A 24,825-nucleotide genomic window follows, 5' to 3' on the forward strand; every position below is an offset into this window, starting at 1 on the left:
TATAACCTCTGGTTTACATAGTTCAAATTTACATAAAAGCACAAAAAAATAGGGTATCCAACAATTTGAATACCCTATTTTTTGTAAAACTATCTCGACAGGTTATAAATCGATAGCCTCGCCATAAGCGGCCTCTGTTGCACCTTTCAATGCTTCTGACATCGTTGGGTGAGGGTGGATAGAGCGAAGTATTTCGTGTGACGTTGTTTCCAGTTGACGGGCTACAACCACCTCAGCAATCATTTCGGTAACATTGGCACCGATCATGTGCGCACCAAGGAACTCACCGTATTTTGCGTCGAAAATTACTTTTACAAAACCATCGGTAACACCGGCACCAACCGCTTTACCTGATGCTTTAAAAGGAAACTTGCCCACTTTGATATCGTAACCAGCTTCTTTTGCTTTTTTCTCCGTGTAACCTACTGACGCGATTTCGGGCTGGCAGAATGTACATCCCGGGATGTTGCCGTAATCGAGCGGCTCCGTTTTGTGGCCTGCGATTTTTTCAACACAGATAATCGCCTCAGCAGTAGCAACGTGCGCCAATGCAGGGCCAGGAGTACAGTCACCGATTGCGTAAAAACCCGGAACGCTGGTTTCGTACCATTCGTTTACAGTGATCTTACCTTTATCTGTTTTAATGCCTGTTTCTTCCAGACCGATGTTTTCAAGATTCGCAACGATTCCGGCAGCCGAAAGCACGACGTCTACTTCAAAAGTCTTTTGTCCGTCTGGTGTTTTTACAGAAACAACACAACCTTTTCCCGCGATGTCGACTTTTTCAACGGTTGAGTTCACGTAAGTTTCAATACCGATCTTTTTGTACTGTTTCGCGATTTCTTTCGAAATGTCCTCGTCCTCAACCGGAACAAGATTTGGAAGGAATTCAACAACGGTTACCTTGGTACCCATTGAAGCATATACATACGCGAATTCCATTCCGATCGCACCTGAGCCGACAACTAAAAGTGAACCTGGTTGCGTTTCGAGGCTCATAGCCTTCCGGTATTCGATTACCTTCTGACCATCAATTTTAATATTCGGCAACTCGCGGGCACGGGCGCCGGTAGCGATGATAACTCCTTTTGTAGCAGTATAATCAGCTTTTTTACCATCCTTATCTGTCACCTCAACCGTCTTCTGGCCTTTCACTTTTCCGGTCCCCATGATGACGTCGATTTTATTCTTTTTCATCAAAAAGGAAACTCCTTTACTCATGGTATCAGCGACGCCGCGGCTGCGTTTGATCACGCCGGCAAAATCCGCCGATGATTCTCCTACATTGATACCGTAATCTTTTGCGTGCTTAATGTATTCAAAAACCTGTGCACTTTTCAATAGGGCCTTGGTGGGAATGCAACCCCAGTTAAGGCAAATTCCACCTAAACTTTCTTTTTCAACAATAGCAACTTTAAGTCCTAATTGGGAAGCACGAATAGCTGCGGGATAACCCCCGGGGCCGCTACCAATTACAATCACATCATATGTTTGAGCCATTTTCTGGTATTTTTATTTTACAAAATGGGTTGAAAAAACTTTGCTGCAAAGGTAATAAATTATGGTTGGGAATGGGCATCTTGGTGATTAGTCATTTATAGTCAATCATTGTCAATTGTGGTCATTTATTGCTTAGGCGGGTAGAGAAATCTAGTGGCTGGTTGTTACTTCTGGAAGTATTTACGTCTAAAACAGAAACTTCAATAACCTATGAAATTGGAAGACTTACAAATTTATCAGCTAAGTATGGAGTTATCAGACAGGATCTGGAATGTGGTGCAGGAATGGAGCTTATTCAGTAAGGATACTGTCGGAAAGCAGCTAGTGCGTGCAGTAGATTCCATTGCGGCAAATATTGCGGAGGGTTTTGGCAGATATCACTTCAAAGAAAATTTGAACTTTTGCTTTTATTCCAGAGGTTCTCTATACGAAACCAAAACCTGGCTAACGAAAGCAAAGAGTCGGAACCTTGTAGATCCAGATAATTTCAAGTATTTAATTAATCTTTGTGAAACGCTTGCCTTAAAGCTTAACAATTATATTAAGACGATAGGCAAAACAAGCACGTCATCACGCAGTCATTAAAACAATAAATGACTACCAATGACAATTAATGACCATTTAAATAAACATTCACAATTTCATTCAAATCGCTATGACAGCAGAGCAATTGAAAGACTTGAAGGCCCGTGTAGAGGCTTTGGGGAGGTATCTTTGACTACGGTAACCGAAAAAAACAGCTAGAAGATCTTGAACAGCAGACTGTTCAACCGGAGTTCTGGGGAGATTCAGAACGTGCCGAAAAAACAATGCGGGAAATCCGCGGATTGAAATTCTGGACCAATGGGTATGAGGAATTGTCCCGGTTGAGGGATGATCTGGATACGATCTGGGAATTTTATGAGGCCAAAGAAGCTACCGAAGAAGAGGTAGACGAAGAAGGTAAAAAGCTCTCAGACAAACTGGATGAAATTGAATTCCGGAAAATGATGGGAGAAGAAGGTGACGAGCTGCCGGCCGTGATCGAGATCAATGCAGGCGCAGGCGGTACCGAATCTCAGGATTGGGCATCTATGCTGATGCGGATGTACATTATGTGGGCGGAGAAAAACGGCTACAAAGTTCGTGAGGTAGATTTGCAGGATGGTGATGTCGCCGGTGTAAAATCGGTAACATTAGAAATCGACGGCGAATATGCTTATGGAAACCTGAAATCTGAAAATGGCGTGCACCGGCTCGTCCGCATTTCGCCATTTGATTCAAATGCGAGGCGGCATACTTCATTTACTTCGGTTTATGTGTACCCGCTGGCGGATGATAACATTGAAATCGACGTAAACCTGGCGGACATTACCTGGGATACGTACCGTTCTGGCGGAGCTGGTGGACAGAATGTAAACAAGGTCGAGACTGCGGTTCGTCTACATCACAAACCTTCCGGCATTATCATTGCCTGCCAACAGGAACGTTCTCAGTTAATGAACAAAGAAGTGGCGATCCGTCTTTTGAAATCGCGGCTTTATCAGATCGAGCTCGAAAAACGGAATTCAGCCCGCGCAGAAGTGGAAGCTTCCAAACGTAAAATCGAATGGGGCTCGCAGATCCGCAGCTACGTTCTCGATGACCGTCGCGTGAAAGATCACCGGACAGATCACCAGACTTCTAATACGGATGCGGTTTTGAACGGTGAGATTAATGATTTTATTAAAGCTTATTTGATGGAATCGTAAATGAATATTGAAAACCTCCGGCCGTAAGAGCTGGGGGTTTTTCTATTTTTTGTAACTTACCGTAAAATTTATGTATGACTGGTATTCGGTACATCACAAATGACAAAGGTCAAAAGACGGACTTGATCATAAGTCTGAAAGAACACGGACAAATCGTTGAGGACCTACTAGACGCTTTGATTGTAGAAGAAAGACGAAACGAAGAAACTATTCCATTCGAAGATTTTGTCGCACAATTAAAGTTAGAAGGCAACCTTGATAAATGATAGTTATAAAATCGTCATTACAAATTCTGCTCAAAAAGAGATTCGTGATCTCCAAAAAGCTGATGCGCAACGGGTAGTCTCTGCCATCAGCTCACTATCAATTACTCACCGACCATCAGGTTGTAAAAAACTGATTGCCTCCAAAAACACGTATCGAATCAGAATCGGAAATTACCGGGTCCTTTATCTTATAGAAGACAGCATCAGAATTGTGGAGATTTCCGGCGTAAAGCACCGCCGGGAAGCATATGAGTAATTCTTCTGTTATGAGCCTCCACTACCACAAGCTCGGCCGCGGCCCGAACATCCTCCTCGCATTTCACGGAGTCGGACAAAATGGTGAAAGTTGCTTTTTGCCGTTTGCAGAAACATTGGGCGAACACTACACCATTTACGCATTCGACCTTTTCTTTCATGGGAAAGACAAAAACGCTGATCTCGACCTGATTACCAAAAGCTTCTGGAAAGAAATCATCCAGAATTTCATAGATCAAAACTCCATTTCCCGTTTTGATATCGCCGGTTTCAGTATGGGCGGCCGGTTTGCACTGGCTACGCTTGAAGCTTTTGCCGAAAAAATTGAAAATCTGTTTCTGATCGCGCCCGATGGCATTTCGGAGCATCCGGTCTATTCCATTGCTTGTCGTTTTCATCCCGGACGTCAGTTATTTAAATGGAGTATGGAACGTCCAGAAATATTTTTCAAAGCAGCTGATGCATTCAACAGCATTGGATTACTTAATACAAGCTTAGTAAGATTTACGAAACATGTATTAAACACTCCCGAAAAACGACAGACCGTTTACAAATCCTGGCTCGCATTCAGGCAATTACGATTTGATATGAAGTCCATCCACAGCCAGGTAAAATCTCATAACGTTCGCATATACCTCATTACCGGCAAGTTTGACAAACTCCTGACATCCAAATCTGTCAAGCCATTAGCCGACCTATTACCTGAAAACCAAAACATAATTTTAAAAAGTGGTCATACGCAATTAGTTGCACAGGCCGGTGCATGGATTTCTTCATTATTTGAGTAACTTGTCAGACACCATTTTCGATGTATGGAGCAGGTTTTACCCAAAGATGATACAAGCTGGAGACTCAAAGCAATTATCGGAGGCTCCGCCGGAAACCTCGTTGAATGGTATGATTGGTACGCCTATTCCGCATTTTCCCTGTATTTTGCCAACACATTTTTTCCTGATTCAAACCCTACCGTTCAACTGATCAATACAGCCGGCATTTTCGCCGTAGGTTTTCTGATGCGGCCGATTGGCGGATATGTTTTTGGAAAACTCGCTGATACCCGTGGACGGAAAGTGGCAATGACATTATCGGTGCTCCTCATGTCTTTCGGCTCACTGCTGATCGCATTTCTGCCTGGCTATAATAGCATTGGCATTGCTGCACCCGTACTTCTTCTCGTCGCGCGACTGTTGCAGGGACTAAGTGTTGGCGGTGAATATGGAACTTCGGCGACTTATCTGAGTGAAGTAGCGACGGAGAAAAGGCGCGGCTTTTTTTCCAGCTTTCAATATGTTACGCTCATCGGTGGCCAGTTAATCGCACTTGGTTTGCAGCTAATCTTGCAAAATATCTTTCTGACTGATAAGCAAATGCATGATTGGGGCTGGCGGATTCCATTTATTTTGGGGGCGTTTCTTTCGTTGATCGCATTGTACCTTCGCGCCAATTTAACCGAAACGCAGGCATTTAAAACAAAAAACGTAACCGAAAGAAAAGAAGGCTCTCTCACCGAATTGCTCAAACATCCCCGGGCGATCCTCGTCGTAATCGGGCTTACACTCGGCGGAACTCTGGCGTTTTATACATACACAACGTACATGCAAAAGTTCCTGGTCAACACAGTAGGATTAACTAAATACCAATCTACCATTCTGACATTTTGTTCGCTATTGATTTTTGCATTGCTACAACCTGTTTTCGGCGCAATCAGTGACAAAGTGGGTCGCAGGCCTTTGTTGATTTCTTTCGGTGTACTGGGTACGATTTTCACTTATCCATTACTGAGTACGCTCGCACATACTACCGGCATGTGGCAGGCATTTGGGCTGCTCATGGCTGCGTTAATTATTGTCAGCGGGTATACTTCCATTAATGCAGTTGTAAAGGCCGAGTTGTTCCCGGTTGAAGTACGTGCATTAGGAGTCGGATTACCGTATTCCCTCACCGTTGCCATTTTTGGAGGTACTGCCGAATACTTCGCTCTTTGGGCCAAAAACCTTGGTCATGAGAGTTATTATTACTGGTACGTGACCCTTTGTATCTTCATATCCCTCATTATTTATCTCAATATGAAAGATACCAAGCATAACTCCCTGATTGAAAATGATTAGCCCGGACTGGTTTTCTTAGAAAAGATTAATTCTCTCTTGACATAGTCCATTTACTTTTATAACTTTCTGGAAACCAAACCATTTGAGAGTTATGAACATGATGGATCGAGTCGAGCATTGGGGCGATACACATCATCCGGCATGGATGGATTTCGTTCGTATCGCATTGGGAGTATTTTTGTTCGCGAAAGGCATCAGCTTTATCAGCGACACCACGCAGCTATCCAGGCTGGTTACCGGACTGGATTTCCATCTCTACACTGTCACGGCCGTTCATTATGTGGCTTTTGCACACATTTTTGGTGGATTTATGATTGCGCTCGGTCTCCTTACCCGGATCGTTTCCATCATTCAGATCCCAATTCTGCTCACTGCGGTTTTCTTTGTGAATTTCCGTCTGGGGTTCTCTTATCTAAATTCCGAGCTCTGGATTTCATTCATTACACTGATCCTGGTCGTCACGTTCTCCATTATTGGGTCTGGACGGATGTCGATGGATGAATGGATGAAAAATCACGATCACTAATCAGATCAGTTCGGGTGCGGTTTTATAGAGATATCTCCTTTTGTACTCCATGGGCGTCATATCGGTCACTTTTTTGAAATGCCGGTAAAAATTAGAGACATTATTAAAACCGCACTCAAAACAAATTACTTCCGTCGCCATTTTATCTTCAATCAAAAAGCGACATGCCTGACTGATCCGAATTTCGACCAGGAAGTCGTTGTAGGTTTTCTTTGTCATTAATTTAAAATACCTGCAAAAGGAAGTAATCCCCAGGTTTGCAATGTTTGCGACATCCTGCAACGAGATATCATTGCGGTAATTTGCCAGCGTGTACTCATAGATTTTATTCAGCCTCAATGTTTCCGCATCGTTGGATTTGTAGAATGCGTGTGCCGAAGCAATGGTTTTGTATTCCGACGTTTCGGCAAGGATTTTCAGTATCGAAAGCAGAGCTATAAGCCTGTCAAGATTTTGGGCATTTACTGCTGAATGCATCAGCCTGATGATTTCCTCCCTCGCTTCCCCGTCGATAATAAGTCCCCGTTTTGCTTTTTCGTACAGTTTAGGGATCAGATACGCCTCTGGCAATTGCAACAAATCGTTACCCAGACAATGCGGAAGAAAGTGGATGATGATTACCTCGACGGACGTGTTACTGGCACCCTCCTCCACCCGCCAGGTATGTGGGAGATTTTCACCGAGAAGGATCAGTTCGCCATCCGAAAAATTACTGATGTTGTCGCCGATAAACCGTACGCCTTTTCCCTTTACAAGGTAATGTAATTCGAGCTCTGGGTGATAATGCCATACTGTTCCAAAAGCGGAATCTTTATCATGGCGTATACTAAATGAAGTTCGCGACGGGATCGGAACTTTGTGGAAATGCGGTTTCATTTTTAACGAGTCCCCGACAGGGTTTAGGATCGGACTGTCAGTTCATAGATAAAAAGAAAAACCAACCCGTATCTATCTAACTTTATTTAAAAAGTTTATAAAATACTATTTTCTCTTAATAAAATATAAGTAAAAATGCTAAATAAGATCTTAGCTGTGACTTTGTGCATTCATCTTGTCCAGATATTGCTTGCGGGACGCTGGGTCTGAATATTTCTGCATTTGCCCGAAAATCTGGTTTTTAAGATTTATAAAAAGATATGACTGGAAATTATCGTTTGGTTTGAGTTCAACTCTTTCATTCCAGATTTTAGCAAAAACATCCTGTATAATGTTCTCCGCTTCCTTTTCATCTTTTAATATCACTGAGCAGAATTTGAATGCAGGATCTTGAAAATAGGAACAAAGCTGTGAGAAAGCAGCCTCGTCTCCCTGCGTTACCCGATAAAGAATCTGTTGATTTGGAAAGGCCATAATGGTCATTATTTCAAAGGTGCTACCAAATACTTCCTAAAAACACTCTCAATTCCCAGGTCATTTTGCAACTCGTCGACTTCCACAAGAAGTTGATCTGCCCGTTCCTGTAAGTCTGGACTTAATTCTCCGACATCACGTCTTGTATAAAGTGAAATGGGGAAACCGCGTTTACCGAGGCAATATTTGGCGATGGTTGGATAAGCTAAATGCACGATTTCCATTGAATCCACAAAGAATTTTTGCAGCCTCGCTACATCCTGCGCCTTTTCCGGATTATCGTAATGCTTACAGATCCAGACGATCAGCTCGGGATAAATGTTACCCTGAATGCAGGAAAGTCCCGCAGCTCCCGCGCGCAACGATGCGGTCGCATTAACCATATAAGCATCATAAAGCCCGAAATGATAACCTTCACCCACCTGAATCCGGCGAATTACCTCGTCAAGATCCAGACAAGTATCTTTATGGTAAACAATGCGTTTCGTCTTCACGAGCGCAGCCAGCAGATTACTGTCAACCAGCCTTTTATACGGAACCGGACATTCGTAAAATCCAAGCGGAATATCGTCTGTCAAAGCGATCAGTTTTTTCGCCCGGTCAAGAAAGACGTCATCGGATTCATTTTCATCCGCCAGCAGGCTTGTGATCACAATTACTGCCTGAACGCCGGTTTGATATATACGTTTTACAAAATCAGCCTGTTCCTCGATGGGCCCGCCAAATGTCCCGGTTGCGACCACTGGCACCCGTCCGGCGACTTGATTCACCACGGTCTGCGTCACACTGATCCGCTCGGCGTCACTTAGTTCATACATTTCGCTTGACAGGCAGTTGGCAAAAAGCCCGGCAGCGCCAGCTTCCAGGTACATGTCTGTCAATGCTTTCAATCCCTCATAATCCACTTCTCCTGAATCAGAAAAAGGGGTTAACATCACGGGAATGAATCCCTGGGGTAAAGAAACGGACGATTCGTTAACGGACTTCATAGTCAGGTCTTATTTAATGCATTGTTAATGTTGCACTTTTGTATTCCGATGCTTACTCTTTGTCGAGCACCATTTCTTCCTGATCCGGAACCTGTTTTTTCAATCGGGTCAATATTAATCCGATCAGGAAAATGCTGAGAGTTCCTACTACCATAATCATATTCTGGTGCAGCGGATTTCGCAGAGAGGCATATTCGTCTGGCAGCTGCGACGAAAAAGTCATCCAGATAATCACGAGAATACCTATGATAGTCGCAGTGAGCGCCTCCGTATTTTTTGTGTTTTTTGAAATAATCCCCAAAAGGAACAGCCCCAGCATACCCCCGGCAAAAATTCCGGAAAGCATCCACCAAACATCCAATACACTTTTTACACCGATCATCGCGATTCCGGTGACCATCCCTAGTAATCCAAAAACGGTCGTAGCGATGTATAAAAGCCTCAAAGACTCTTTCGGCGAAAGGTTTGACTTAATGTATTTTTGATAAATGTCGACTGAAAAGACAGTAGCCGACGCATTCATTCCCGAGCTAATGGTACTCATGGCCGCCGACATGATCGCTGCGATGATTAGTCCCAGCAAACCAACCGGAACTTTGTTAACCATAAAATGCGGCATTACTTTGTCACCATAGTCGGCCGGGGTAAGTGTCGATGCCAGATTGGTAATGGCGGCAGAAGTTCCGCCCGGCAAACGCTCGGCCGCAACCTGCATTTTAATGGTTTGAAGCAATTCTGGATGTCCCTGATAATAAGCATATAAACAGGAGCCCAGCAAGAAAAAGATCAGCGAAACGGGTAAATAAAGATACACGCAAAGCCAAACCGAACTTGCAGCTTCTTTAATGGACGAAGTAGTGTGATAACGCTGAACATAATTCTGGTCCATCCCAAAATTATTGAGGTTCATAAAAAATCCGTAAAACAGCACGACCCAAAACGAAGCCTGCGTAAAGTCAGGCGCAAAAGTGCCCAGGCTGAATTTATCATCTACTTTTCCAACTTCGATAATCTTCGACATGCCACCGTCTACCCCCACAACAACCAGATACAATATCACTAATGCCCCGACGGTCTTGATGACTCCCTGAACCACTTCTGTCCAGATTACAGCTTCCATTCCACCCATTACGGTGTAAAGAACAATGCAAATGCCGACGACAATCATGATCGTTGACATGGGATAGCCGGTCAAAGCCTGCAAGCTTAATGCAATCCCGAAAAAAATGGAACCCATTCTGGCTAGCTGCGTCAGTAAGAAGCAAATCACGGCATAGGTACGTGCCCACGCCCCAAACCGGTGTTCAAGGTGCGTATACGCGGATACAGCTCCGGAATTCCGATAAAAAGGAATGAAATATTTTGTAGCGATCCAGGCTGCAAAAGGCATTGAAAGACTAAAAACAAATGAATTCCAATTGCTGCCAAATGCTTTTCCCGGAACCCCGAGAAATGTATTACTGCTTAAAAAAGTCGCGTAAATGGAAATACCGATCGCCCAGCCGGGAATACTTCCCGATGCCTTTGTAAACTGATCCGCGCTGGTGTTTTTTCTTGAAAAGTAAATACCGACCGCAACCATCCCGACCAGGTAGGCTATCACAATGACGAGGTCAATGAAAGGTAAGGATTTCATTCTACTTTTGAGATAAGTATAACTTTACCACAAAGAAACAGGATGAAGCTTATGATTTTCTATTGTTTCATATCGTATTATTGTACGATATTAGCAAAGAAGCGGATCCAATGAAAGAAATGCCTTTATGATTCTACTATATCTTTATCCTTAAAGAAATAGCCGATGCCGATGGTGGAAATAATGATCAGGACGATCAGGATGATTTTTGTTGCTAAACCTTCATTCGGATGTTCCAGAAGGTAGCGTATATCCTGCGCTTCTTTCCCGGCCCAAACTGCCAGTACTGTACGTGGTATCATGCCCAGCGTCCCCCCGATCAGTACTTTTTTGAACTTGGCGCCAGCCATGGCGAAGAAAAGATTTGTGATTGCAAATGGCAAAACAGGGGATAATTTGGCAAAGAAAATAAGCCTTAGTTCATTCCGGTAAAATCGCCGGAGCAATGAGCCAACTTGTGGATAAATCTGTGTCAGATAGCTTCGTACAGATTCTGCATGAAGGAAGTGTGCTGATACATAAATGATAGCGATCGCTCCAACATTTAAACCGAAAAGCATCGGAATGGAGGACCAGCTGAGAAAATATCCGTAAACCAGTGCCAGAAATGTTGGGGGCGTCAACGCAGCCGAGGAAGCCAGTGTTAGGATAAATGTGATCCCGAGCCACCATTCAACCGGCAAAGCGCGAAGTACTTTTTCATTATTGATCGCCCAGGCAGTAAGGATCGACGTGGTTACCAGCGGAACAACCGTCATCAGAATGCTGACAACGACTGGCAAGGACAATTTTTTAGGTGTAGAAGTTTCCAAGACTAACTATTTGATACTCTATCTTCATTCCGCTACCTGAATAACCACTTGATTGGCTAAAAGGTTTTTTGTTATCTTACCTTTATTGTACATTTTTTCTTGCCACGAATACACCAATGGGCACGAATATTAAATATCAATTCGTGGTCATTCGTGTATCCGTGGCAAAATAAGTCTTAAAATGAAATTCGGAACAAAAGCAATACACGCGGGCGTAGAACCCGACCCGACAACCGGTGCCATCATGACGCCCATTTACCAGACTTCCACCTACGTGCAGGAAAGTCCGGGGAAACACAAAGGCTACGAATATTCCAGAACGCATAATCCAACCCGGACTGCTTTGCAAAATGCATTGGCTGCACTCGAAAATGGAAAACACGGCATTTGTTATGCTTCCGGGCTCGCCGCGACCGATGCTGTTTTGAAACTCTTTCGTCCCGGCGATGAGATTATAGCTACAAACGACATTTATGGAGGGTCTTACCGGATCATGAAACGCATTTTTGAGCCATTCGGACTTGTGTTTCATTTTGTGAATATGACCGACATCAACGAGGTAAAATCCGCCATTTCGGATAAAACCAAATTGATCTGGATGGAAACGCCAACGAACCCACTACTCCGGCTTATTGATATTGAACAAATCACCGCGATCTGCCGCGAAAAAGGCATTCAAAGTGTCGTAGACAATACATTTGCGTCACCTTACCTTCAAAATCCACTCGACTTGGGTGCAGATATCGTCATGCATTCAGTAACCAAATACCTCGGCGGACATTCCGATACGGTTATGGGCGCATTGATGACAAATAACGACGAGCTTGCTAAACAACTGGCCTTTATCCAGAATGCAAGTGGGGCAGTACCTGGTCCGCAGGATTGTTTTTTGGTGTTACGAGGCATTAAAACCCTGCATATCCGAATGCAGCGGCATTGTGAAAACGCCTTCAAAGTGGCGCATTGGCTGGAAACGCACCCAAAAGTCGGCAAAGTATACTATCCCGGACTCGCGTCACATCCCGGCCACGATCTGGCACGTCGACAAATGCGGGATTTTGGTGGAATGCTTTCGTTTGAGCTAAAAGGTGATATTTATGAAGACGCAGTTAAAACCATGGAGCGTTTGAATGTGTTTTCACTGGGCGAATCGCTGGGTGGCGTAGAATCTTTGTGTACACATCCTGCCAGTATGACCCACGCAAGTATTCCGAAAGAAGAAAGAGAAAAGGTGGGCTTAAAAGATACCCTGATCCGTTTGAGTGTCGGTATCGAGGATGTGGAAGATCTGATCGAGGATTTGGCGCAGGCGATCGGCTAGCAAGAGTCTCTTTGCATTCAAAAGCAAAAATCTTACTTTTGGAATTACCTTTTTGAGACACTAAAAATCAATATTATAAAATGGAATTAACAGGAACAGTGATCGCTTTGTTGCCGGAAGTAAATGGCCAGGGCAAAAACGGAACGTGGCGCAAACAAGAATTCATTCTTGAAATACCTTCACAATACCCTAAAAAAGTATGCATTTCACTCTGGGGAGACAAAATCGATCAGGCGGATTTGAATGTGAACGATTCGGTAACCGCTTCTATTGATGTCGAGAGCCGCGAGTACAATTCCCGCTGGTATACCGAGGTGAAAGCCTGGAAAATAGACAAGAATGGTGCACCAGCCTCCTCAGGATCTTCCAGTTCCGGAAGTCCGCTGCCTCCAGTTACCACATTTACCGAGGACGAATCCGACGACCTGCCATTCTAAATACGATAATCCAGCTCCTGCGATATGAATGACATTGTACTCATTTTCGTAGGGGGTGGATTAAGAAGTATGGTGTAAACCAGCTCTAACCGGATTGGTATGCCATCGACATTGTAAATTTGTCGATCATTTCCTGCGGATGAACTTCAAGAATCCGAGCTAAGACCATCACTACTAAGGTGTTGGATGCAATTTTCCTTGGGATACCGGCAACCGTAGCGAACAGATCAACAGTAACCGATTGTTTTTCATCCAGAAGCTTCATCAGTTTCTGTTCTTTATCCCCATACTGAAACCGGATATCGCGTTCTCCCCTACCCCGGCGCATGATCTCTTTCATTTCCCGGCTCGCCTGAATGGATTTGTCCGCAACCCGAATGTAAGCCTGGCGGGTTCCCGAATCGTCGACCACATAATGCGGTTTATCTACACTTTTAGGAATGGTGATAACGAGCACATCCCGGTCCGAGCTGACGGGAATAAGTTCTTTTTTGTAACTGATTTTGGGATAAATATACTTGTCTATGGCGCGGGTGAGCGTAAACTCATCTTCCTCCGCATCTTTTAGACCTTTGATCGTTTTGTCGTCGCCCACTCCGACGAACAGTTTGCCGCCACCGGTATTAGCGAAAGCTACCACTTCGCGGACAATCTTTTCGGGATGACTGGATTTCAATTTGAATTCCGTATGCTCACCCTCGCCTTTCTTCACCAGCTCTTTCAACAATCGAAGTTCCATCTTTTGGAATGGATAGATTTATGAAACAATATAAAGAAAAAAGACGACACTGTTGGTGCCGTCCTTCTATTAGTATTCGTCTTCGTTGAAAAAGAAATCATCTTTGGTCGGGTAATCGGGCCAAATCTCCTCAATGCTTTCATAAGGCTGACCGTCATCTTCAAGCTCCTGTAGGTTTTCAACTACTTCTAACGGAGCGCCTGTTCTGATTGCAAAGTCAATTAGCTCGTCTTTGGTAGCTGGCCAGGGAGCATCTTCAAGGTACGATGCAAGTTCGAGAGTCCAGTACATAATATTTTCGCCTATTAATAGTTACTTTACTTTTTTTGCAAAAGTAAAAAATTTGACATCTTTTAAAAGCTTAAAGCGAAAAAAAAGAAAAATAATTGCTTAGCGAAAAATTTTAATTTAATTTTTAACATAATCTTCTACAAATCAGTAACTTAACTTTTAGCCAGCCAACAGTGTTTCTGCGGAAATACCCAGGCCTTTGTGAATTTTCCGCATCATTTCGAGAGTCAGAGGTCTTTTTCCATTCAGTACTTCTGAGACCCGGCTTGGACTTCCGAAATAAGCTACCAAATCTTTCCGTTTCAGGCCGAACTCCTGAATTTTTAGTTTAATTGCGTCTACGGGGTCAGGAGGTTCGATAGCGAAATGCCGTGACTCGTAATCCTCCACCAATAAAGACACTAATTCCAGTAATTGTTCCTCTGGGCTGTTTTCGTCACAGTCAACCAATGAATCAATAATTTTCAGGTATTCCCTATATTCTGGATCAGAATGAATCGCCCTCAGTTCCGATTTTATCTCCACGATCGTCTTCATATCTCAAATATTCTTTATGTCAGTAATCTTATCGTATTCTTTATGAGTTCCTAAAAACCGAATGTAAACCCGTTGCATATTATATCTGAACAAGGCTATTAGCCTGTACTTGTTGTGACAGATATTAAATACAATTCTTCTATTGCCGACAGTATCGGATCGCGGGTTAGATTCTATCACTTCGTTCGGTGACTGGTATGAGGCATTTTTCATTCGGTCATGCCAATATTTCAGTTCCGTTTCTGAGTCCGGATATTTTTTCCAAAAATCCTGTAGTGTGCCTTTCGTAATTATTCTCACATTCGATTTTATTATTCCCAAAATGGTAATTAATGTACAAATATGGGAATATTTTAATTTTTTTTCAACTTTTTAAAACCAAACTTCCTTTCCCGTCCCTTATCGTTTTTGTAATTTCCCTTTTTATATCAATATAGGTAAAGATGACTATTGAAGTTTGTGCGTATTCGCTTGAATCGTGTATTAATGCCCAGGCCGGCGGTGCTGGCCGAATCGAACTTTGCGGCGGGCTCGGAGAAGGTGGTACCACACCAAGTGCCGGAATGATTGAAATCGTTAGAAAGCACGTTGATATCGATCTTTTTGTGATGATCAGGCCACGCGGAGGCGACTTTGTTTACGACTTTTTTGAGGAAGAGATCATGCGGAAAGATATCGATCTTGCCAAAAAACTCGGTGCCAATGGAGTCGTTCTGGGTGTTCTCACCGCAGACGGACAAGTGGATGTTCCGCGCACCAAAGCATTAGTGGATTACGCAAGTCCAATGAAGGTAACGTTCCACAGAGCTTTTGATCTGACCCCGGACCCGGTGAAAGCACTGCAAGCCGTAATCGAAACCGGTGCAGAACGTATCCTGACCTCCGGACAAAAATCATCCGCAATTCTGGGTATTGAACTTTTGAGAACCTTGGCTCAGCACGCAAACGGTCGCATTGAGATTATGGCTGGCGGCGGTGTTAATCCAGGTAATGCAGCCGAATTAGCCTCAGCCGGCGTTCATGCATTGCATTTGACAGCCAAGGCATTCCGGCCGGCACGTCAGAAGTTTTTCCGGGACGAAATTTCAATGGCCGGCGAGGTGCCCGACGAGCGTATGGTATTATATAGTGACCTGAACCTGATTGAAGAACTCGTACAAGTAGTTTCATAATCAGGCAGTTCTTTTACTTTGATTAACCCACCACTCTATGCGTTTCGTCAAAGCGATTCTTTCTCTGATCGTTACCATTGGTCTTGTTTATGTTTTAAATAATCCACTTGGCCCGGCTCCCGCTTTGGGACCATTTCTGAGTCCGTTCTCCGGGTTTTGGCAAAACAGCATTCGATCGGTCGGTTCCAATGAGGAACAGGTTCTTAAAATACCCGGGCTTAAAGACGAAGTAATCGTCCGGTTTGACGATACTGGGGTGCCTCATATTTTTGCCAAAAACAACTCCGACCTTTTCTTCACGCAGGGTTACATTACCGCGAAAGACCGGCTTTGGCAAATGGACCTGCAAACGCGGGCAGCATCCGGCAGATTATCCGAGATCCTTGGGAAGGCAACACTGCAAATGGACCTGCAAAGTCGCCGGCTGGGAATGGGATATGGTGCGGAAGTAAATTTCAAAAAGGCAATGACCGATCCGAGATCCAGTGAGGCGCTCCTCGGGTATACTGCGGGCGTTAATGCATTTATCCAGCAACTGGAACCGAAAGATTACCCGGTAGAATTCAAACTTTTGGGGTACAAACCTGAGCCATGGAAGCCGATCAATACCATGTACATGCTGGAACAAATGACACTGACACTGGCTGGCCGGTCCAATGAAGTTAGTATGTCCGAAATGTTGAAAAAGTTTGGGAAATCGGTAGTGGACCAGCTTTTCCCGGATTACCCCATGCTCCTGGAAAGTCCGATCATACCAGCTGGCACAAAATGGGATTTCACACCTCTGGCGATCCCTGATTTCATCCCAGCATCCAGGGGCGGGGATAGTATCGCATATTTGAAAAAACCATTAAATGCGCTGTCAGACCGCATTCCGAAAGAAGAAGGCATAGGAAGCAATAACTGGGCGATCGGGGCCGAAAAATCCATTACCGGATATCCGATCCTCGCAAATGACCCCCATTTGGAACTGTCGTTGCCATCCATATGGTACCAGGTACAGCTGCATTCACCTGACTTTAATGTATATGGCGTGTCGCTACCAGGGATTCCGGGTGTAATCATCGGGTTCAATCAAAATGTGGCATGGGGCGTAACCAATGTGGATGCGGATGTTTTTGATCTGTATAAAATCAAATTTAAAGACGCGTCCAGATCGCAGTACTGGTATGATGATCAATGGAAGGCAACCCTTAAAAGGCTAGAGATCATCCACGTCAAAGGAGAACCGGAACCCGTTCGAGAAGAAGTTATTTATACACATCATGGCCCGGTGACGGATTCAGATAACACTTCGGATGCCAGCCCTAACCTGGCAATCCGCTGGATCGGTCACGAGCCGGGCAACAGTTTCATTACTTTTTATGAGCTGAACAAGGCAAAAAATTATGACGATTATCGCGCTGCATTAACACATTATGTAGGCCCGGCACAGAACTTTGTCTTTGCCGACAACAGCAAAAATATCGCACTTACCGTGAATGGAAAACTGCCGTTGAAATACAAAGATCAGGGTAAATTCCTGCTGGACGGCTCATTAAAAGGAAATGACTGGCAAGGCTGGATTCCTGTGGAACAAAATCCGTACGTCAAGAATCCGGCAAGAGGTTTTGTGAGCAGTGCCAATCAATCTTCTACTGATACTACTTTCCCCTACTATATCAATTGGTCATTTGCGCCTTCTGAACGAGGCGTTCGCATTAATGAGCGGCTCGAAGCAATGTCAAAGGCCAATGCAGATAGTTTGAGATCATTGCAAAACGACAATTTTAGTGTGCAGGCAAGAACAATTCTGCCAAAGCTGCTGAGTATCCTCGATACCATACCATTAAACCCGGCACAAAAAGCAGCCAAAATTATGCTTGCAGACTGGAACTTTCAGAATATACCAGAATCCATCCCCGCGTCCATCTTTGAGGAATGGATGCCGGCGCTGCGCAAAACGATCTGGGAAGATGAGCTTAATTCAATGGACTTGCCAAGCCGTGATCGCACCATGTACCTGATCCTGAAACAACCGCGGGAGAAATGGTTTGATAACGTAAACACGCCGGAAAAAGAAACGATTCGCGACGCTGTCTTTAATAGTTATAAGGCTGCGTTGGACACACTCACGTCAAGACATGGTGCTATGAGCGAGGCCTGGCAATGGTCCAAAGTAAAAGCCACTGAAATCCGTCATCTGAGCCGCAGTATCAAGCCTTTCGGCTCTGGTCGTTTGAAAACAGGCGGAGGAAACAGCATTGTTAACGCAATTACGAGATACAACGGCCCATCCTGGCGAATGGTGGTGGAGCTCGGTCCGACACCCCGAGCTTATGGTATTTATCCCGGCGGACAGTCCGGCAATCCGGGTAGTCCCTATTATCTCAACCTATTGAAAAAGTGGGAAAATGGCGAGTTGAATGAGCTGGTGTATCTGACAGCCCCTGATCAGGCCAATCCGCGTTTGACTTCCAAAATCACGTTTCAGAAAAAATAGCTATCCAATATGAACGTTGCTATCATCATCATTCTTTCAGTTATCCTTCAGCTCGCGGCGCCGTGGTGGGTGATTGCAATCATTCCGTTTGCTGTACTTCTCTGGCGACCTACCAATTCCGCCAAAGCATTCTGGAGTGGCTTTTTAGGTATTGGAATGTCGTGGCTGCTTTATGGCTATTATTTCCACTTCATTTCGGACGGCGCAATTTCCGACCGGGTAGCTGGTATCTTCTTTCTTCCGAATGGGATTTTACTACTTCTTTTGGCTGCGTTAGCCGGGGGATTAGTAGGTGGATTTTCAGGTTTGTCGGGATTTTTTATCCGGCGGCTTTTTAAGGATGGGTCGTCTGGAATTTCTTCAAGGTCCCGGAATGTGCCGATAGGCAACGCTTAATCCATTGTACTTAAACACAAATCATTATCTTTGCGGCTCGTTAAAAAAACCAATAAAACCTTAAAAACGTGAACAACAATACTTCGTTAATCTGGAACATCGTGCTTTCACTTGCAGTTGCGGTGTTATTCTTTTTACACTTTTCAAGCGGGCCTTCGGCCGATTCAGGCGCAGTATCAGATGGTGGTGTGGTAGCAGGCCGTCGTACCGTTTACGTTCAGGTCGATTCACTTTTGAAAAACTACGAATTCTTCAAGGATACGAGGAAAGAGCTTGAAAACAAAAACTTCCAGTTAGAAAACGAATTGAATACAAAAGGCCGCTCATTGCAAAACGAAGTTGCTTTTTTCCAACAAAAAGCACAAACAATGACGCCGGAGCAAGCTCGTTCTACCGAGGCTCAATTGATGAAAAAACAACAAGATCTGGTTGCATATCGTGATCAGTCGGCTCAGGCACTTGGTCAGGAAGAAGCTAAAAAGAATGAGGAACTGTATAAAAACATCCGTTCTTACATCGAAAAATATAACAAAGAGAATGGTTTCGAATATGTACTAGGCTATTCTTTGGGAGGCGGCATTCTGTTTGCAAACCCATCCCTGGATGTTACCCAGAAAATTCTGGATGGTCTGAACAAAGAATATAAAGGGGGAAAACCGGCAGCCGCTGATTCGACTAAGAAATAATTAAATCAGCATATAAGAAATAAAATTAGCCGCACTGGAATCCAGCGCGGCTAATTTTATTATAATGGATAAGTATTTCTAAACTGCCGAAGAAGAGAACTTCGCGCCGAGATACTCCCGGTTCATTCTCGCGATATTTATCTGCCCGATCTCTTTTGGACATTCTGCTGAGCAAGCACCTGTGTTAGTACAGTTTCCAAAACCTTCTGCATCCATTTGAGCTACCATTTTCTCTGCGCGAATGCTCCGCTCTGCCTGGCCTTGCGGCAATAATGCAAGCTGAGAGATCTTGGCAGAAACAAAAAGCATAGCCGACGCATTTTTACAAGCTGCCACGCAAGCGCCACAAGCGATACATGCCGCCGCCGAAAAAGCTTCGTCCGCAGCTTCTTTTGGAATAGGCAGACTGTTGGCATCCTGCGCATTACCTGTATTCACCGAGATAAAACCTCCGGCAGAAATAACGCGGTCAAATGAGTCACGGTCTACCACCAGATCCTTGATAACCGGGAATGCTTTCGCTCTCCATGGTTCCACCACAATGGTATCCCCGTCGTTGAACGAGCGCATGTGCAGCTGGCAGGTAGTTACACCTCTCAGAGGCCCGTGCGGACGCCCGTTGATGTACATCGAACAAGCCCCGCAAATACCTTCACGACAATCGTGATCAAATGCGACCGGTTCTTTTCCTTCCTCGATGAGTTGTTCGTTTAACACATCGAACATTTCTAGAAACGACATATCAGGGGAAACGTGATCCAGTTTGTAGTTCTCAAAGCCTCCCGCTGTGTCTTTATTGCTCTGTCTCCATACTTTGAGAGACAAACTCATATTTCCTTCCATATCTGTATTCTTTATTTCCTGAAATTACTTTTTCTTATAAACTAAAAACTCACTGTCGTATGCAAGATAATTTCTACCATACACATTCAATTTTTGAACACTATCTTTCTGACTAAAAGTACGGGCCAGGTCATAATGTTCGGCAAAAGCATTCGCTTCTTCTTTCGAAGCAGTATTTAAATCCCACGGGCGGAAAACAACCCAATTTGGTTGGATGTAATTGATCAGCTGCACGTAGGATTCGGTTTTTAATTTCTTCCTAGCATTCGTTACGGTGGTATTACAAAGTCCGGGATAATCGTACATGGTAAGCCCCGAGTAAAATCCGATATAGCCTAACGGTTCAAGAAAAACAGTTTCCTCCGGCGTATTCGATTCTTCTTTGAGCCAAAGCCCGATTTCCTTTCTCAACCCATTTTCGATCACATCCTGTTGCGACCGCATCTGGATCAACCCACCAAAATAGACCCATAATTGTGCAACAAGGATTACACTTAATACGCCCACCGGCACCCAGTTTTTGTCTGCACGGACCATTGGCTTTACAGGTTGGGCAACCGCACATCCGATGCTTGTCAAACAGATCACCATCACCGCCGGAATGTACCAAGGATAAATGGTTGGCGAAAAGATATTCAGATAGGAAGCCACCAAAAATGCTGCGAACGATAAAAATCTTGCATTCGAATTCACTTTTGGTATAACCCAAAGAAATACCGAAACATACGTAATGACCTTCATCACAAACAACAACACGACCGGCCATGTCGCATAATAATAGTATGCCGGAGCAAAAATCCACAAATAAGGTGCCTCAGATGAAACCAGCCCCATAAATACTGATTGCACATAAAGCGCCCCGCGATTGACAATACTTTCCAGCGTGATTGTAAAACCTTTTGCGAGAATCGTATTCGGAATGGGATTTCCGTAGTACCACCAGGCAAACAAAATCCAGGGTGCATAAAAAAGAATCCCCAGCATTCCACCTTTGAAAAACACATTAAAATGTTTCCAGGTCCGGTTTTTAAATAACAGGTAACCCAGTAGCAGTGACCCGATATGAATAAATGCATCGGGCCGGCTCCACATTAAATAAGCAAAGATCAATCCCAACCTCAAAGGATCGGGTATGTCTGATCTGAACAACTCTCTGATCAGCAGCACAATTCCTAAAAGCATAAAGGCTGTTTCCATGCCATTAATGCTGTAATCAATGCTTTTTTCATCAAAAACAAGCACAAATGCGATCAGCAGTGCAGGCCAAACGGGGGCCTTGATGGTTTTCGAAAACAGATCAAAAAGCAGTTTTACGACGACTCCGATCAGCACCATATTAATCACACGGAATGACCAGATCACACCTTCGTCGTCATGCAGAATAAAATTAAGGAGTGCAGGTATCAACGTCCCGATCGGGGAAGTAAATGAATGCACTCTTTCATTCAGATTAAAGGTAAAACCCAACCCCTCCGACAGATTTTTTGATGCCCGGAATGTAATGTACCAATCCTCCCAGCGATGGTCGGTGTAAACAGCGAAAAACAACGCAGATGCTATGCCCAGGGCAAAAACGATCCAGGAAATGCTTTTTTGGCTAGAACTGGAAATGGACATAGGCACTGGACAAAGCGTATAACATGCTTAACTATTAACACAGAATGAATCTGCATTGAAATTGATTATTTGTAACTTCTCTGGGCGATTTTAATGTTTTCATAAACGAGGTCTTCTCTGTGAAGCTCCCATTCCTCGGTTCCTTTATTTTCCCAGGCCGACACATACATATAGTTCTCGTCATCGCGTAGCGCCTCTCCTTCTTCCGTCTGATACTCCTCACGGAAGTGACCTCCACACGATTCGTTGCGGGTTAACGCGTCGAGGCACATAAGTTCTCCCAATTCTATAAAATCGGCTACACGGTTTGCTTTGTCCAGTTCGGGGTTGAAATAATTGGCAGTACCCATTACTTTCACATCCGACCAGAACTCTTTGCGAAGCTCACGGATTTCAACGATCGCTTCTTTCAATCCCTGCTCGTTACGCGCCATTCCGCACTTGTCCCACATGATTTTTCCCAACCGGCGGTGGAAAACCTCAGGCGACGTGTTACCCTGAATGCTCATTAACTTGTCAATCCGGTCTTTTACTTCCTTCTCTGTGGTCACAAAAGCCTCGTGATCGGTAGAAATTTTCCCAGTCCGGATTTCATTGGCCAGGTAAGAACCAATGGTATAAGGAATTACAAAATATCCGTCGGCCAGTCCCTGCATCAATGCAGATGCTCCAAGCCTGTTTGCTCCGTGATCGGAGAAATTTGCTTCCCCCAATGCATATAAACCTGGTACGGTCGTCATCAGGTTGTAATCGACCCACAGCCCGCCCATTGTATAGTGAACCGCAGGATAAATCCGCATCGGAACCTCGTAGGGATCTTCGCCGGTAATCTGTTTGTACATGTCAAACAGATTACCATATTTCTCTTTTACAACTGCTTTACCCCAGGCGATAATGTCGGAGTCAGAGGCATTGTGAATGTTATTCTTATTTGCTTCCGCCTTTCCGTAACGTTCTATTGCTGCCGCGAAATCCAGGAAAACAGCCAGTTTTGAAGCTCCCACACCGTATCCTGCATCGCAACGTTCTTTTGCAGCACGAGATGCAATATCACGCGGGACGAGGTTACCAAAGGCAGGGTACCGACGTTCCAGATAGTAATCACGCTCGCTTTCAGGTATTTCGCTACCCGGACGTGTATCATTTTTTCCCTTTGGAACCCATATCCGGCCATCGTTACGCAGTGATTCCGACATCAAAGTCAGCTTAGACTGATGCTCACCGGAAACCGGGATACACGTTGGGTGGATTTGCGTGAAACATGGGTTTCCGAAGAATGCGCCACGTTTATGTGCTTTCCAGGCGGCAGTAACGTTGCTTCCCATCGCATTTGTGGAAAGATAGAAAACGTTTCCGTAACCTCCTGTGCAAAGTAGTACCGCGTGTGCACTATGCCTTTCCAGCTCACCAGAAATAAGGTTTCTTGCAATAATACCCCGGCATTTGCCATCGATATTTACAACATCCAGCATTTCGTGACGGTTGTACATTTTTACGGTACCCATTCCCACCTGGCGCTGCAATCCTGAATATGCCCCTAATAACAACTGCTGACCCGTTTGTCCGGCTGCGTAAAATGTACGCTGAACCTGCGTTCCACCGAAAGACCGGTTGGAAAGCAAACCACCATATTCACGAGCGAAAGGTACACCGGCAGCCACACATTGATCGATAATATTCCCGGAAACTTCTGCCAGCCGGTGCACATTACCTTCTCTCGCACGGTAATCGCCACCTTTGATCGTATCATAAAAAAGACGGTAAATAGAATCACCGTCGTTCTGATAATTTTTTGCTGCATTAATTCCTCCCTGTGCGGCGATCGAGTGCGCGCGGCGGGGTGAATCCTGAAAACAGAATGCTTTTACACTATAACCAAGCTCAGCCAGAGTAGCGGCTGCGGAGGCTCCCGCAAGTCCGGTACCTACCACGATTATTTCCAGATTACGTTTGTTGGCAGGGTTAACCAATGGTACGGATGAACGGTATTTGTTCCATTTCGTTTCCAGCGGGCCTTGCGGTATTTTGGCATCCAAACGGGAAGATGTTGCCATATTTATTTTTATTTAATCAAAAAGTTAAATTGAAAAGATTTGCCGGAAGAGTCCGCCTCGCTCATCTACTGGATCCAACCCAGATAAATGGAAAGCGGCATCAGAGCAAAAAGGATCGGGATAATGAATGAGAACGCAGTTCCAACAAATGAAATGATCCCATTATACTTGACGTGATGTAATCCCAGGGATTGGAAAGCACTTTTAAACCCGTGAAGCAAATGCCAGAAAAGTGAAATGCACCCAGCAATGTAGATCAGCACAACCCAGATATTCTGAAAAATATCCAGCATCATCTGATACAGATTAAGCTCCTCGCCGGTCTGGAATTGATTTGTGCGGTTTGGTATCCAGAAATGAGCTGTATGGATTACCAGAAATATCAGCAACAAAGTCCCCAGAAGCCCCATGCTTCTCGAATACCAGGTACTGTTCGCAGATCGATTATTTACTTCATAACTGATTGGCCGGGCCTCCCGGTTATTTTTCCATAATATAAGACCGTCTGCGATGTGGATCAGAAAACCAGCAACCAATCCGATTTCAAGCGTGCGGATAATGGGATTGGTACCCATAAAATGCCCCCAATGCGTAAATGTCTCACCGCCGTCATTGTAAAAAATCATGGCGTTGATGGTCGCATGAATCACCAGAAAACTTATCAAAAATAGTCCGGTAAGAGCCATCAGAAGCTTTTTTCCGATCGAACTGCTTATCGTTTGTGAAAACCAAGACATATAGAACCCGAATGGTTTTAGTGCAAAAAAATGAGGTATATTTAGAACCTTTCAAAGGTATATCACAAACCCATGCAAGGCAAAAAAAGCCACTTTTTTTTCCCCCCACCATACCAATTTATAATCATTATTAAGAATTATTTAGACTGAATAGCAGTTGAGGAAGTCCGCATTTTTTAGAGCTGAGGTTGCAGTTCTCCTACCATTGAGGCCCGCGCTTCTGATGAGATTTATGCGGTAGTTTTGTATGTTTACAAAATCTCATATATTCATTCCCACGCACACATTTTTATTTAAATTTTCGTTGATTTAAAGTTGACAGACCATATATCGTCTTTCTC

The 24,825-nt window shown here is 44.3% G+C and carries 26 protein-coding genes; 12 read left to right on the forward strand and 14 right to left on the reverse strand.

Annotated elements, in window-relative coordinates; all coding sequences use genetic code 11:
* Positions 1 to 102: 102 nt before the first annotated feature.
* Complete coding sequence (lpdA, locus tag LZG72_RS08100; RefSeq protein ID WP_233869990.1) at positions 103 to 1,500, reverse strand: dihydrolipoyl dehydrogenase; 1,398 nt, start codon at positions 1,498 to 1,500, stop codon at positions 103 to 105.
* Positions 1,501 to 1,710: 210 nt separating this feature from the next.
* Here lpdA and LZG72_RS08105 point away from each other — a divergent pair, with 210 nt between their 5' ends.
* The 6 genes from LZG72_RS08105 (at position 1,711) to LZG72_RS08130 (ending at position 6,385) form a co-directional block, all read left to right on the forward strand.
* A complete protein-coding gene (locus LZG72_RS08105) occupies positions 1,711 to 2,085 on the forward strand; it encodes a four helix bundle protein (protein WP_233869993.1) in 375 nt (124 codons plus the stop codon).
* Between the two features lie 70 nt (positions 2,086 to 2,155).
* Positions 2,156 to 3,230, forward strand: a protein-coding gene (gene prfB, locus LZG72_RS08110; RefSeq protein WP_233869996.1) for a peptide chain release factor 2 whose coding sequence is annotated in 2 segments (ribosomal slippage) — positions 2,156 to 2,215 and positions 2,217 to 3,230 — 1,074 coding nt in all. Because the reading frame shifts where the segments join, the coding sequence is not laid out codon by codon here.
* Positions 3,231 to 3,485: 255 nt separating this feature from the next.
* On the forward strand, positions 3,486 to 3,752 hold the full coding sequence (locus LZG72_RS08115) for a type II toxin-antitoxin system RelE/ParE family toxin (RefSeq protein WP_233869999.1): 267 nt from the start codon (positions 3,486 to 3,488) through the stop codon (positions 3,750 to 3,752).
* A 10-nt stretch (positions 3,753 to 3,762) separates the two neighbouring features.
* Positions 3,763 to 4,539, forward strand: coding sequence for an alpha/beta hydrolase (locus LZG72_RS08120; protein WP_233870002.1), 777 nt, complete (start codon positions 3,763 to 3,765; stop codon positions 4,537 to 4,539).
* Positions 4,540 to 4,563: 24 nt separating this feature from the next.
* A complete protein-coding gene (locus LZG72_RS08125) occupies positions 4,564 to 5,859 on the forward strand; it encodes an MFS transporter (RefSeq protein ID WP_233870004.1) in 1,296 nt (431 codons plus the stop codon).
* A gap of 91 nt (positions 5,860 to 5,950) precedes the next feature.
* Positions 5,951 to 6,385 carry a DoxX family protein gene (locus LZG72_RS08130; protein ID WP_233870007.1) on the forward strand — a complete coding sequence of 145 codons (435 nt, stop codon included), beginning with the start codon at positions 5,951 to 5,953 and terminating at the stop codon, positions 6,383 to 6,385.
* Here LZG72_RS08130 and LZG72_RS08135 read toward each other — a convergent pair whose 3' ends face one another.
* The 5 genes from LZG72_RS08135 to LZG72_RS08155 form a co-directional block, all read right to left on the reverse strand.
* Positions 6,386 to 7,261: an AraC family transcriptional regulator gene (locus tag LZG72_RS08135; RefSeq protein WP_233870010.1), complete on the reverse strand. Its 876-nt coding sequence runs from the start codon at positions 7,259 to 7,261 to the stop codon at positions 6,386 to 6,388.
* 150 nt (positions 7,262 to 7,411) lie between these two features.
* Positions 7,412 to 7,735 (reverse strand): RNA polymerase sigma factor, encoded by a 324-nt coding sequence (locus LZG72_RS08140; protein ID WP_233870013.1) that lies wholly within the window; start codon positions 7,733 to 7,735, stop codon positions 7,412 to 7,414.
* A gap of 8 nt (positions 7,736 to 7,743) precedes the next feature.
* Positions 7,744 to 8,724: a dihydrodipicolinate synthase family protein gene (locus LZG72_RS08145; RefSeq protein ID WP_233870016.1), complete on the reverse strand. Its 981-nt coding sequence runs from the start codon at positions 8,722 to 8,724 to the stop codon at positions 7,744 to 7,746.
* A 52-nt stretch (positions 8,725 to 8,776) separates the two neighbouring features.
* Positions 8,777 to 10,360: a sodium:solute symporter gene (locus LZG72_RS08150; protein WP_233870019.1), complete on the reverse strand. Its 1,584-nt coding sequence runs from the start codon at positions 10,358 to 10,360 to the stop codon at positions 8,777 to 8,779.
* 125 nt (positions 10,361 to 10,485) lie between these two features.
* Complete coding sequence (locus LZG72_RS08155) at positions 10,486 to 11,172, reverse strand: TVP38/TMEM64 family protein (protein WP_233870021.1); 687 nt, start codon at positions 11,170 to 11,172, stop codon at positions 10,486 to 10,488.
* A 181-nt stretch (positions 11,173 to 11,353) separates the two neighbouring features.
* Between LZG72_RS08155 and LZG72_RS08160 the strand changes: the two genes are divergently transcribed.
* On the forward strand, positions 11,354 to 12,493 hold the full coding sequence (locus LZG72_RS08160; protein ID WP_233870024.1) for a cystathionine gamma-synthase: 1,140 nt from the start codon (positions 11,354 to 11,356) through the stop codon (positions 12,491 to 12,493).
* 80 nt (positions 12,494 to 12,573) lie between these two features.
* Positions 12,574 to 12,930: a DUF3127 domain-containing protein gene (locus LZG72_RS08165; RefSeq protein ID WP_233870027.1), complete on the forward strand. Its 357-nt coding sequence runs from the start codon at positions 12,574 to 12,576 to the stop codon at positions 12,928 to 12,930.
* An 85-nt stretch (positions 12,931 to 13,015) separates the two neighbouring features.
* On the opposite strand, the gene LZG72_RS08170 is transcribed toward LZG72_RS08165, so the two are convergent.
* From LZG72_RS08170 to LZG72_RS08185, 4 genes are all read right to left on the reverse strand, one after another.
* Entirely contained in the window at positions 13,016 to 13,669 is a 654-nt protein-coding gene (locus tag LZG72_RS08170) for a helix-turn-helix domain-containing protein (RefSeq protein WP_233870030.1), read from the reverse strand.
* A 69-nt stretch (positions 13,670 to 13,738) separates the two neighbouring features.
* Positions 13,739 to 13,960: a DUF2795 domain-containing protein gene (locus tag LZG72_RS08175; RefSeq protein WP_013927448.1), complete on the reverse strand. Its 222-nt coding sequence runs from the start codon at positions 13,958 to 13,960 to the stop codon at positions 13,739 to 13,741.
* A 159-nt stretch (positions 13,961 to 14,119) separates the two neighbouring features.
* Entirely contained in the window at positions 14,120 to 14,497 is a 378-nt protein-coding gene (locus tag LZG72_RS08180; protein ID WP_233870033.1) for a type II toxin-antitoxin system HigA family antitoxin, read from the reverse strand.
* 3 nt (positions 14,498 to 14,500) lie between these two features.
* Positions 14,501 to 14,797, reverse strand: a complete 297-nt coding sequence (locus LZG72_RS08185) for a type II toxin-antitoxin system HigB family toxin (RefSeq protein WP_310590550.1) — start codon at positions 14,795 to 14,797, stop codon at positions 14,501 to 14,503.
* Positions 14,798 to 14,940: 143 nt separating this feature from the next.
* Here LZG72_RS08185 and LZG72_RS08190 point away from each other — a divergent pair, with 143 nt between their 5' ends.
* The 4 genes from LZG72_RS08190 to LZG72_RS08205 all read left to right on the forward strand — a co-directional run bounded on the left by LZG72_RS08190 (position 14,941) and on the right by LZG72_RS08205 (position 19,233).
* Positions 14,941 to 15,669, forward strand: a complete 729-nt coding sequence (locus LZG72_RS08190; RefSeq protein ID WP_233870037.1) for a copper homeostasis protein CutC — start codon at positions 14,941 to 14,943, stop codon at positions 15,667 to 15,669.
* 37 nt (positions 15,670 to 15,706) lie between these two features.
* The gene (locus tag LZG72_RS08195; RefSeq protein WP_233870040.1) at positions 15,707 to 18,151 is read left to right on the forward strand and encodes a penicillin acylase family protein; all 2,445 of its coding nucleotides are present in this window, start codon (positions 15,707 to 15,709) and stop codon (positions 18,149 to 18,151) included.
* Between the two features lie 9 nt (positions 18,152 to 18,160).
* On the forward strand, positions 18,161 to 18,547 hold the full coding sequence (locus LZG72_RS08200; RefSeq protein ID WP_233870043.1) for a hypothetical protein: 387 nt from the start codon (positions 18,161 to 18,163) through the stop codon (positions 18,545 to 18,547).
* Positions 18,548 to 18,615: 68 nt separating this feature from the next.
* A complete protein-coding gene (locus LZG72_RS08205) occupies positions 18,616 to 19,233 on the forward strand; it encodes an OmpH family outer membrane protein (protein ID WP_233870046.1) in 618 nt (205 codons plus the stop codon).
* Positions 19,234 to 19,311: 78 nt separating this feature from the next.
* Here LZG72_RS08205 and LZG72_RS08210 read toward each other — a convergent pair whose 3' ends face one another.
* The 4 genes from LZG72_RS08210 to LZG72_RS08225 all read right to left on the reverse strand — a co-directional run bounded on the left by LZG72_RS08210 (position 19,312) and on the right by LZG72_RS08225 (position 24,484).
* On the reverse strand, positions 19,312 to 20,076 hold the full coding sequence (locus tag LZG72_RS08210) for a succinate dehydrogenase/fumarate reductase iron-sulfur subunit (protein ID WP_233870049.1): 765 nt from the start codon (positions 20,074 to 20,076) through the stop codon (positions 19,312 to 19,314).
* A 24-nt stretch (positions 20,077 to 20,100) separates the two neighbouring features.
* Entirely contained in the window at positions 20,101 to 21,693 is a 1,593-nt protein-coding gene (locus LZG72_RS08215) for a glycosyltransferase family 39 protein (RefSeq protein ID WP_233870052.1), read from the reverse strand.
* Between the two features lie 65 nt (positions 21,694 to 21,758).
* The gene (locus LZG72_RS08220; RefSeq protein ID WP_233870055.1) at positions 21,759 to 23,747 is read right to left on the reverse strand and encodes a fumarate reductase/succinate dehydrogenase flavoprotein subunit; all 1,989 of its coding nucleotides are present in this window, start codon (positions 23,745 to 23,747) and stop codon (positions 21,759 to 21,761) included.
* Positions 23,748 to 23,812: 65 nt separating this feature from the next.
* Positions 23,813 to 24,484: a succinate dehydrogenase cytochrome b subunit gene (locus LZG72_RS08225; protein ID WP_233870058.1), complete on the reverse strand. Its 672-nt coding sequence runs from the start codon at positions 24,482 to 24,484 to the stop codon at positions 23,813 to 23,815.
* Positions 24,485 to 24,825 lie beyond the last annotated feature (341 nt).

It is taken from the genome of Dyadobacter sp. CY323 (genome assembly GCF_021390245.1).
In the GTDB taxonomy this organism is placed as follows: Bacteria; Bacteroidota; Bacteroidia; order Cytophagales; family Spirosomataceae; genus Dyadobacter.

Bases quoted from the DNA above. Each gene is read 5' to 3' on its own strand.
- LZG72_RS08210 (WP_233870049.1), bottom strand. From the start codon at position 20,076: ATGGAAGGAAATATGAGTTTGTCTCTCAAAGTATGGAGACAGAGCAAT.
- LZG72_RS08105 (WP_233869993.1), top strand. From the start codon at position 1,711: ATGAAATTGGAAGACTTACAAATTTATCAGCTAAGTATGGAGTTATCA.
- LZG72_RS08150 (WP_233870019.1), bottom strand. From the start codon at position 10,360: ATGAAATCCTTACCTTTCATTGACCTCGTCATTGTGATAGCCTACCTG.
- LZG72_RS08125 (WP_233870004.1), top strand. From the start codon at position 4,564: ATGGAGCAGGTTTTACCCAAAGATGATACAAGCTGGAGACTCAAAGCA.
- LZG72_RS08165 (WP_233870027.1), top strand. From the start codon at position 12,574: ATGGAATTAACAGGAACAGTGATCGCTTTGTTGCCGGAAGTAAATGGC.
- LZG72_RS08145 (WP_233870016.1), bottom strand. From the start codon at position 8,724: ATGAAGTCCGTTAACGAATCGTCCGTTTCTTTACCCCAGGGATTCATT.
- LZG72_RS08120 (WP_233870002.1), top strand. From the start codon at position 3,763: ATGAGCCTCCACTACCACAAGCTCGGCCGCGGCCCGAACATCCTCCTC.
- LZG72_RS08215 (WP_233870052.1), bottom strand. From the start codon at position 21,693: ATGTCCATTTCCAGTTCTAGCCAAAAAAGCATTTCCTGGATCGTTTTT.
- LZG72_RS08195 (WP_233870040.1), top strand. From the start codon at position 15,707: ATGCGTTTCGTCAAAGCGATTCTTTCTCTGATCGTTACCATTGGTCTT.
- LZG72_RS08135 (WP_233870010.1), bottom strand. From the start codon at position 7,261: ATGAAACCGCATTTCCACAAAGTTCCGATCCCGTCGCGAACTTCATTT.
- LZG72_RS08160 (WP_233870024.1), top strand. From the start codon at position 11,354: ATGAAATTCGGAACAAAAGCAATACACGCGGGCGTAGAACCCGACCCG.
- LZG72_RS08190 (WP_233870037.1), top strand. From the start codon at position 14,941: ATGACTATTGAAGTTTGTGCGTATTCGCTTGAATCGTGTATTAATGCC.
- LZG72_RS08200 (WP_233870043.1), top strand. From the start codon at position 18,161: ATGAACGTTGCTATCATCATCATTCTTTCAGTTATCCTTCAGCTCGCG.
- LZG72_RS08180 (WP_233870033.1), bottom strand. From the start codon at position 14,497: ATGAAGACGATCGTGGAGATAAAATCGGAACTGAGGGCGATTCATTCT.
- LZG72_RS08130 (WP_233870007.1), top strand. From the start codon at position 5,951: ATGAACATGATGGATCGAGTCGAGCATTGGGGCGATACACATCATCCG.
- LZG72_RS08175 (WP_013927448.1), bottom strand. From the start codon at position 13,960: ATGTACTGGACTCTCGAACTTGCATCGTACCTTGAAGATGCTCCCTGG.
- LZG72_RS08225 (WP_233870058.1), bottom strand. From the start codon at position 24,484: ATGTCTTGGTTTTCACAAACGATAAGCAGTTCGATCGGAAAAAAGCTT.
- LZG72_RS08140 (WP_233870013.1), bottom strand. From the start codon at position 7,735: ATGGCCTTTCCAAATCAACAGATTCTTTATCGGGTAACGCAGGGAGAC.
- LZG72_RS08220 (WP_233870055.1), bottom strand. From the start codon at position 23,747: ATGGCAACATCTTCCCGTTTGGATGCCAAAATACCGCAAGGCCCGCTG.
- lpdA (WP_233869990.1), bottom strand. From the start codon at position 1,500: ATGGCTCAAACATATGATGTGATTGTAATTGGTAGCGGCCCCGGGGGT.
- LZG72_RS08170 (WP_233870030.1), bottom strand. From the start codon at position 13,669: ATGGAACTTCGATTGTTGAAAGAGCTGGTGAAGAAAGGCGAGGGTGAG.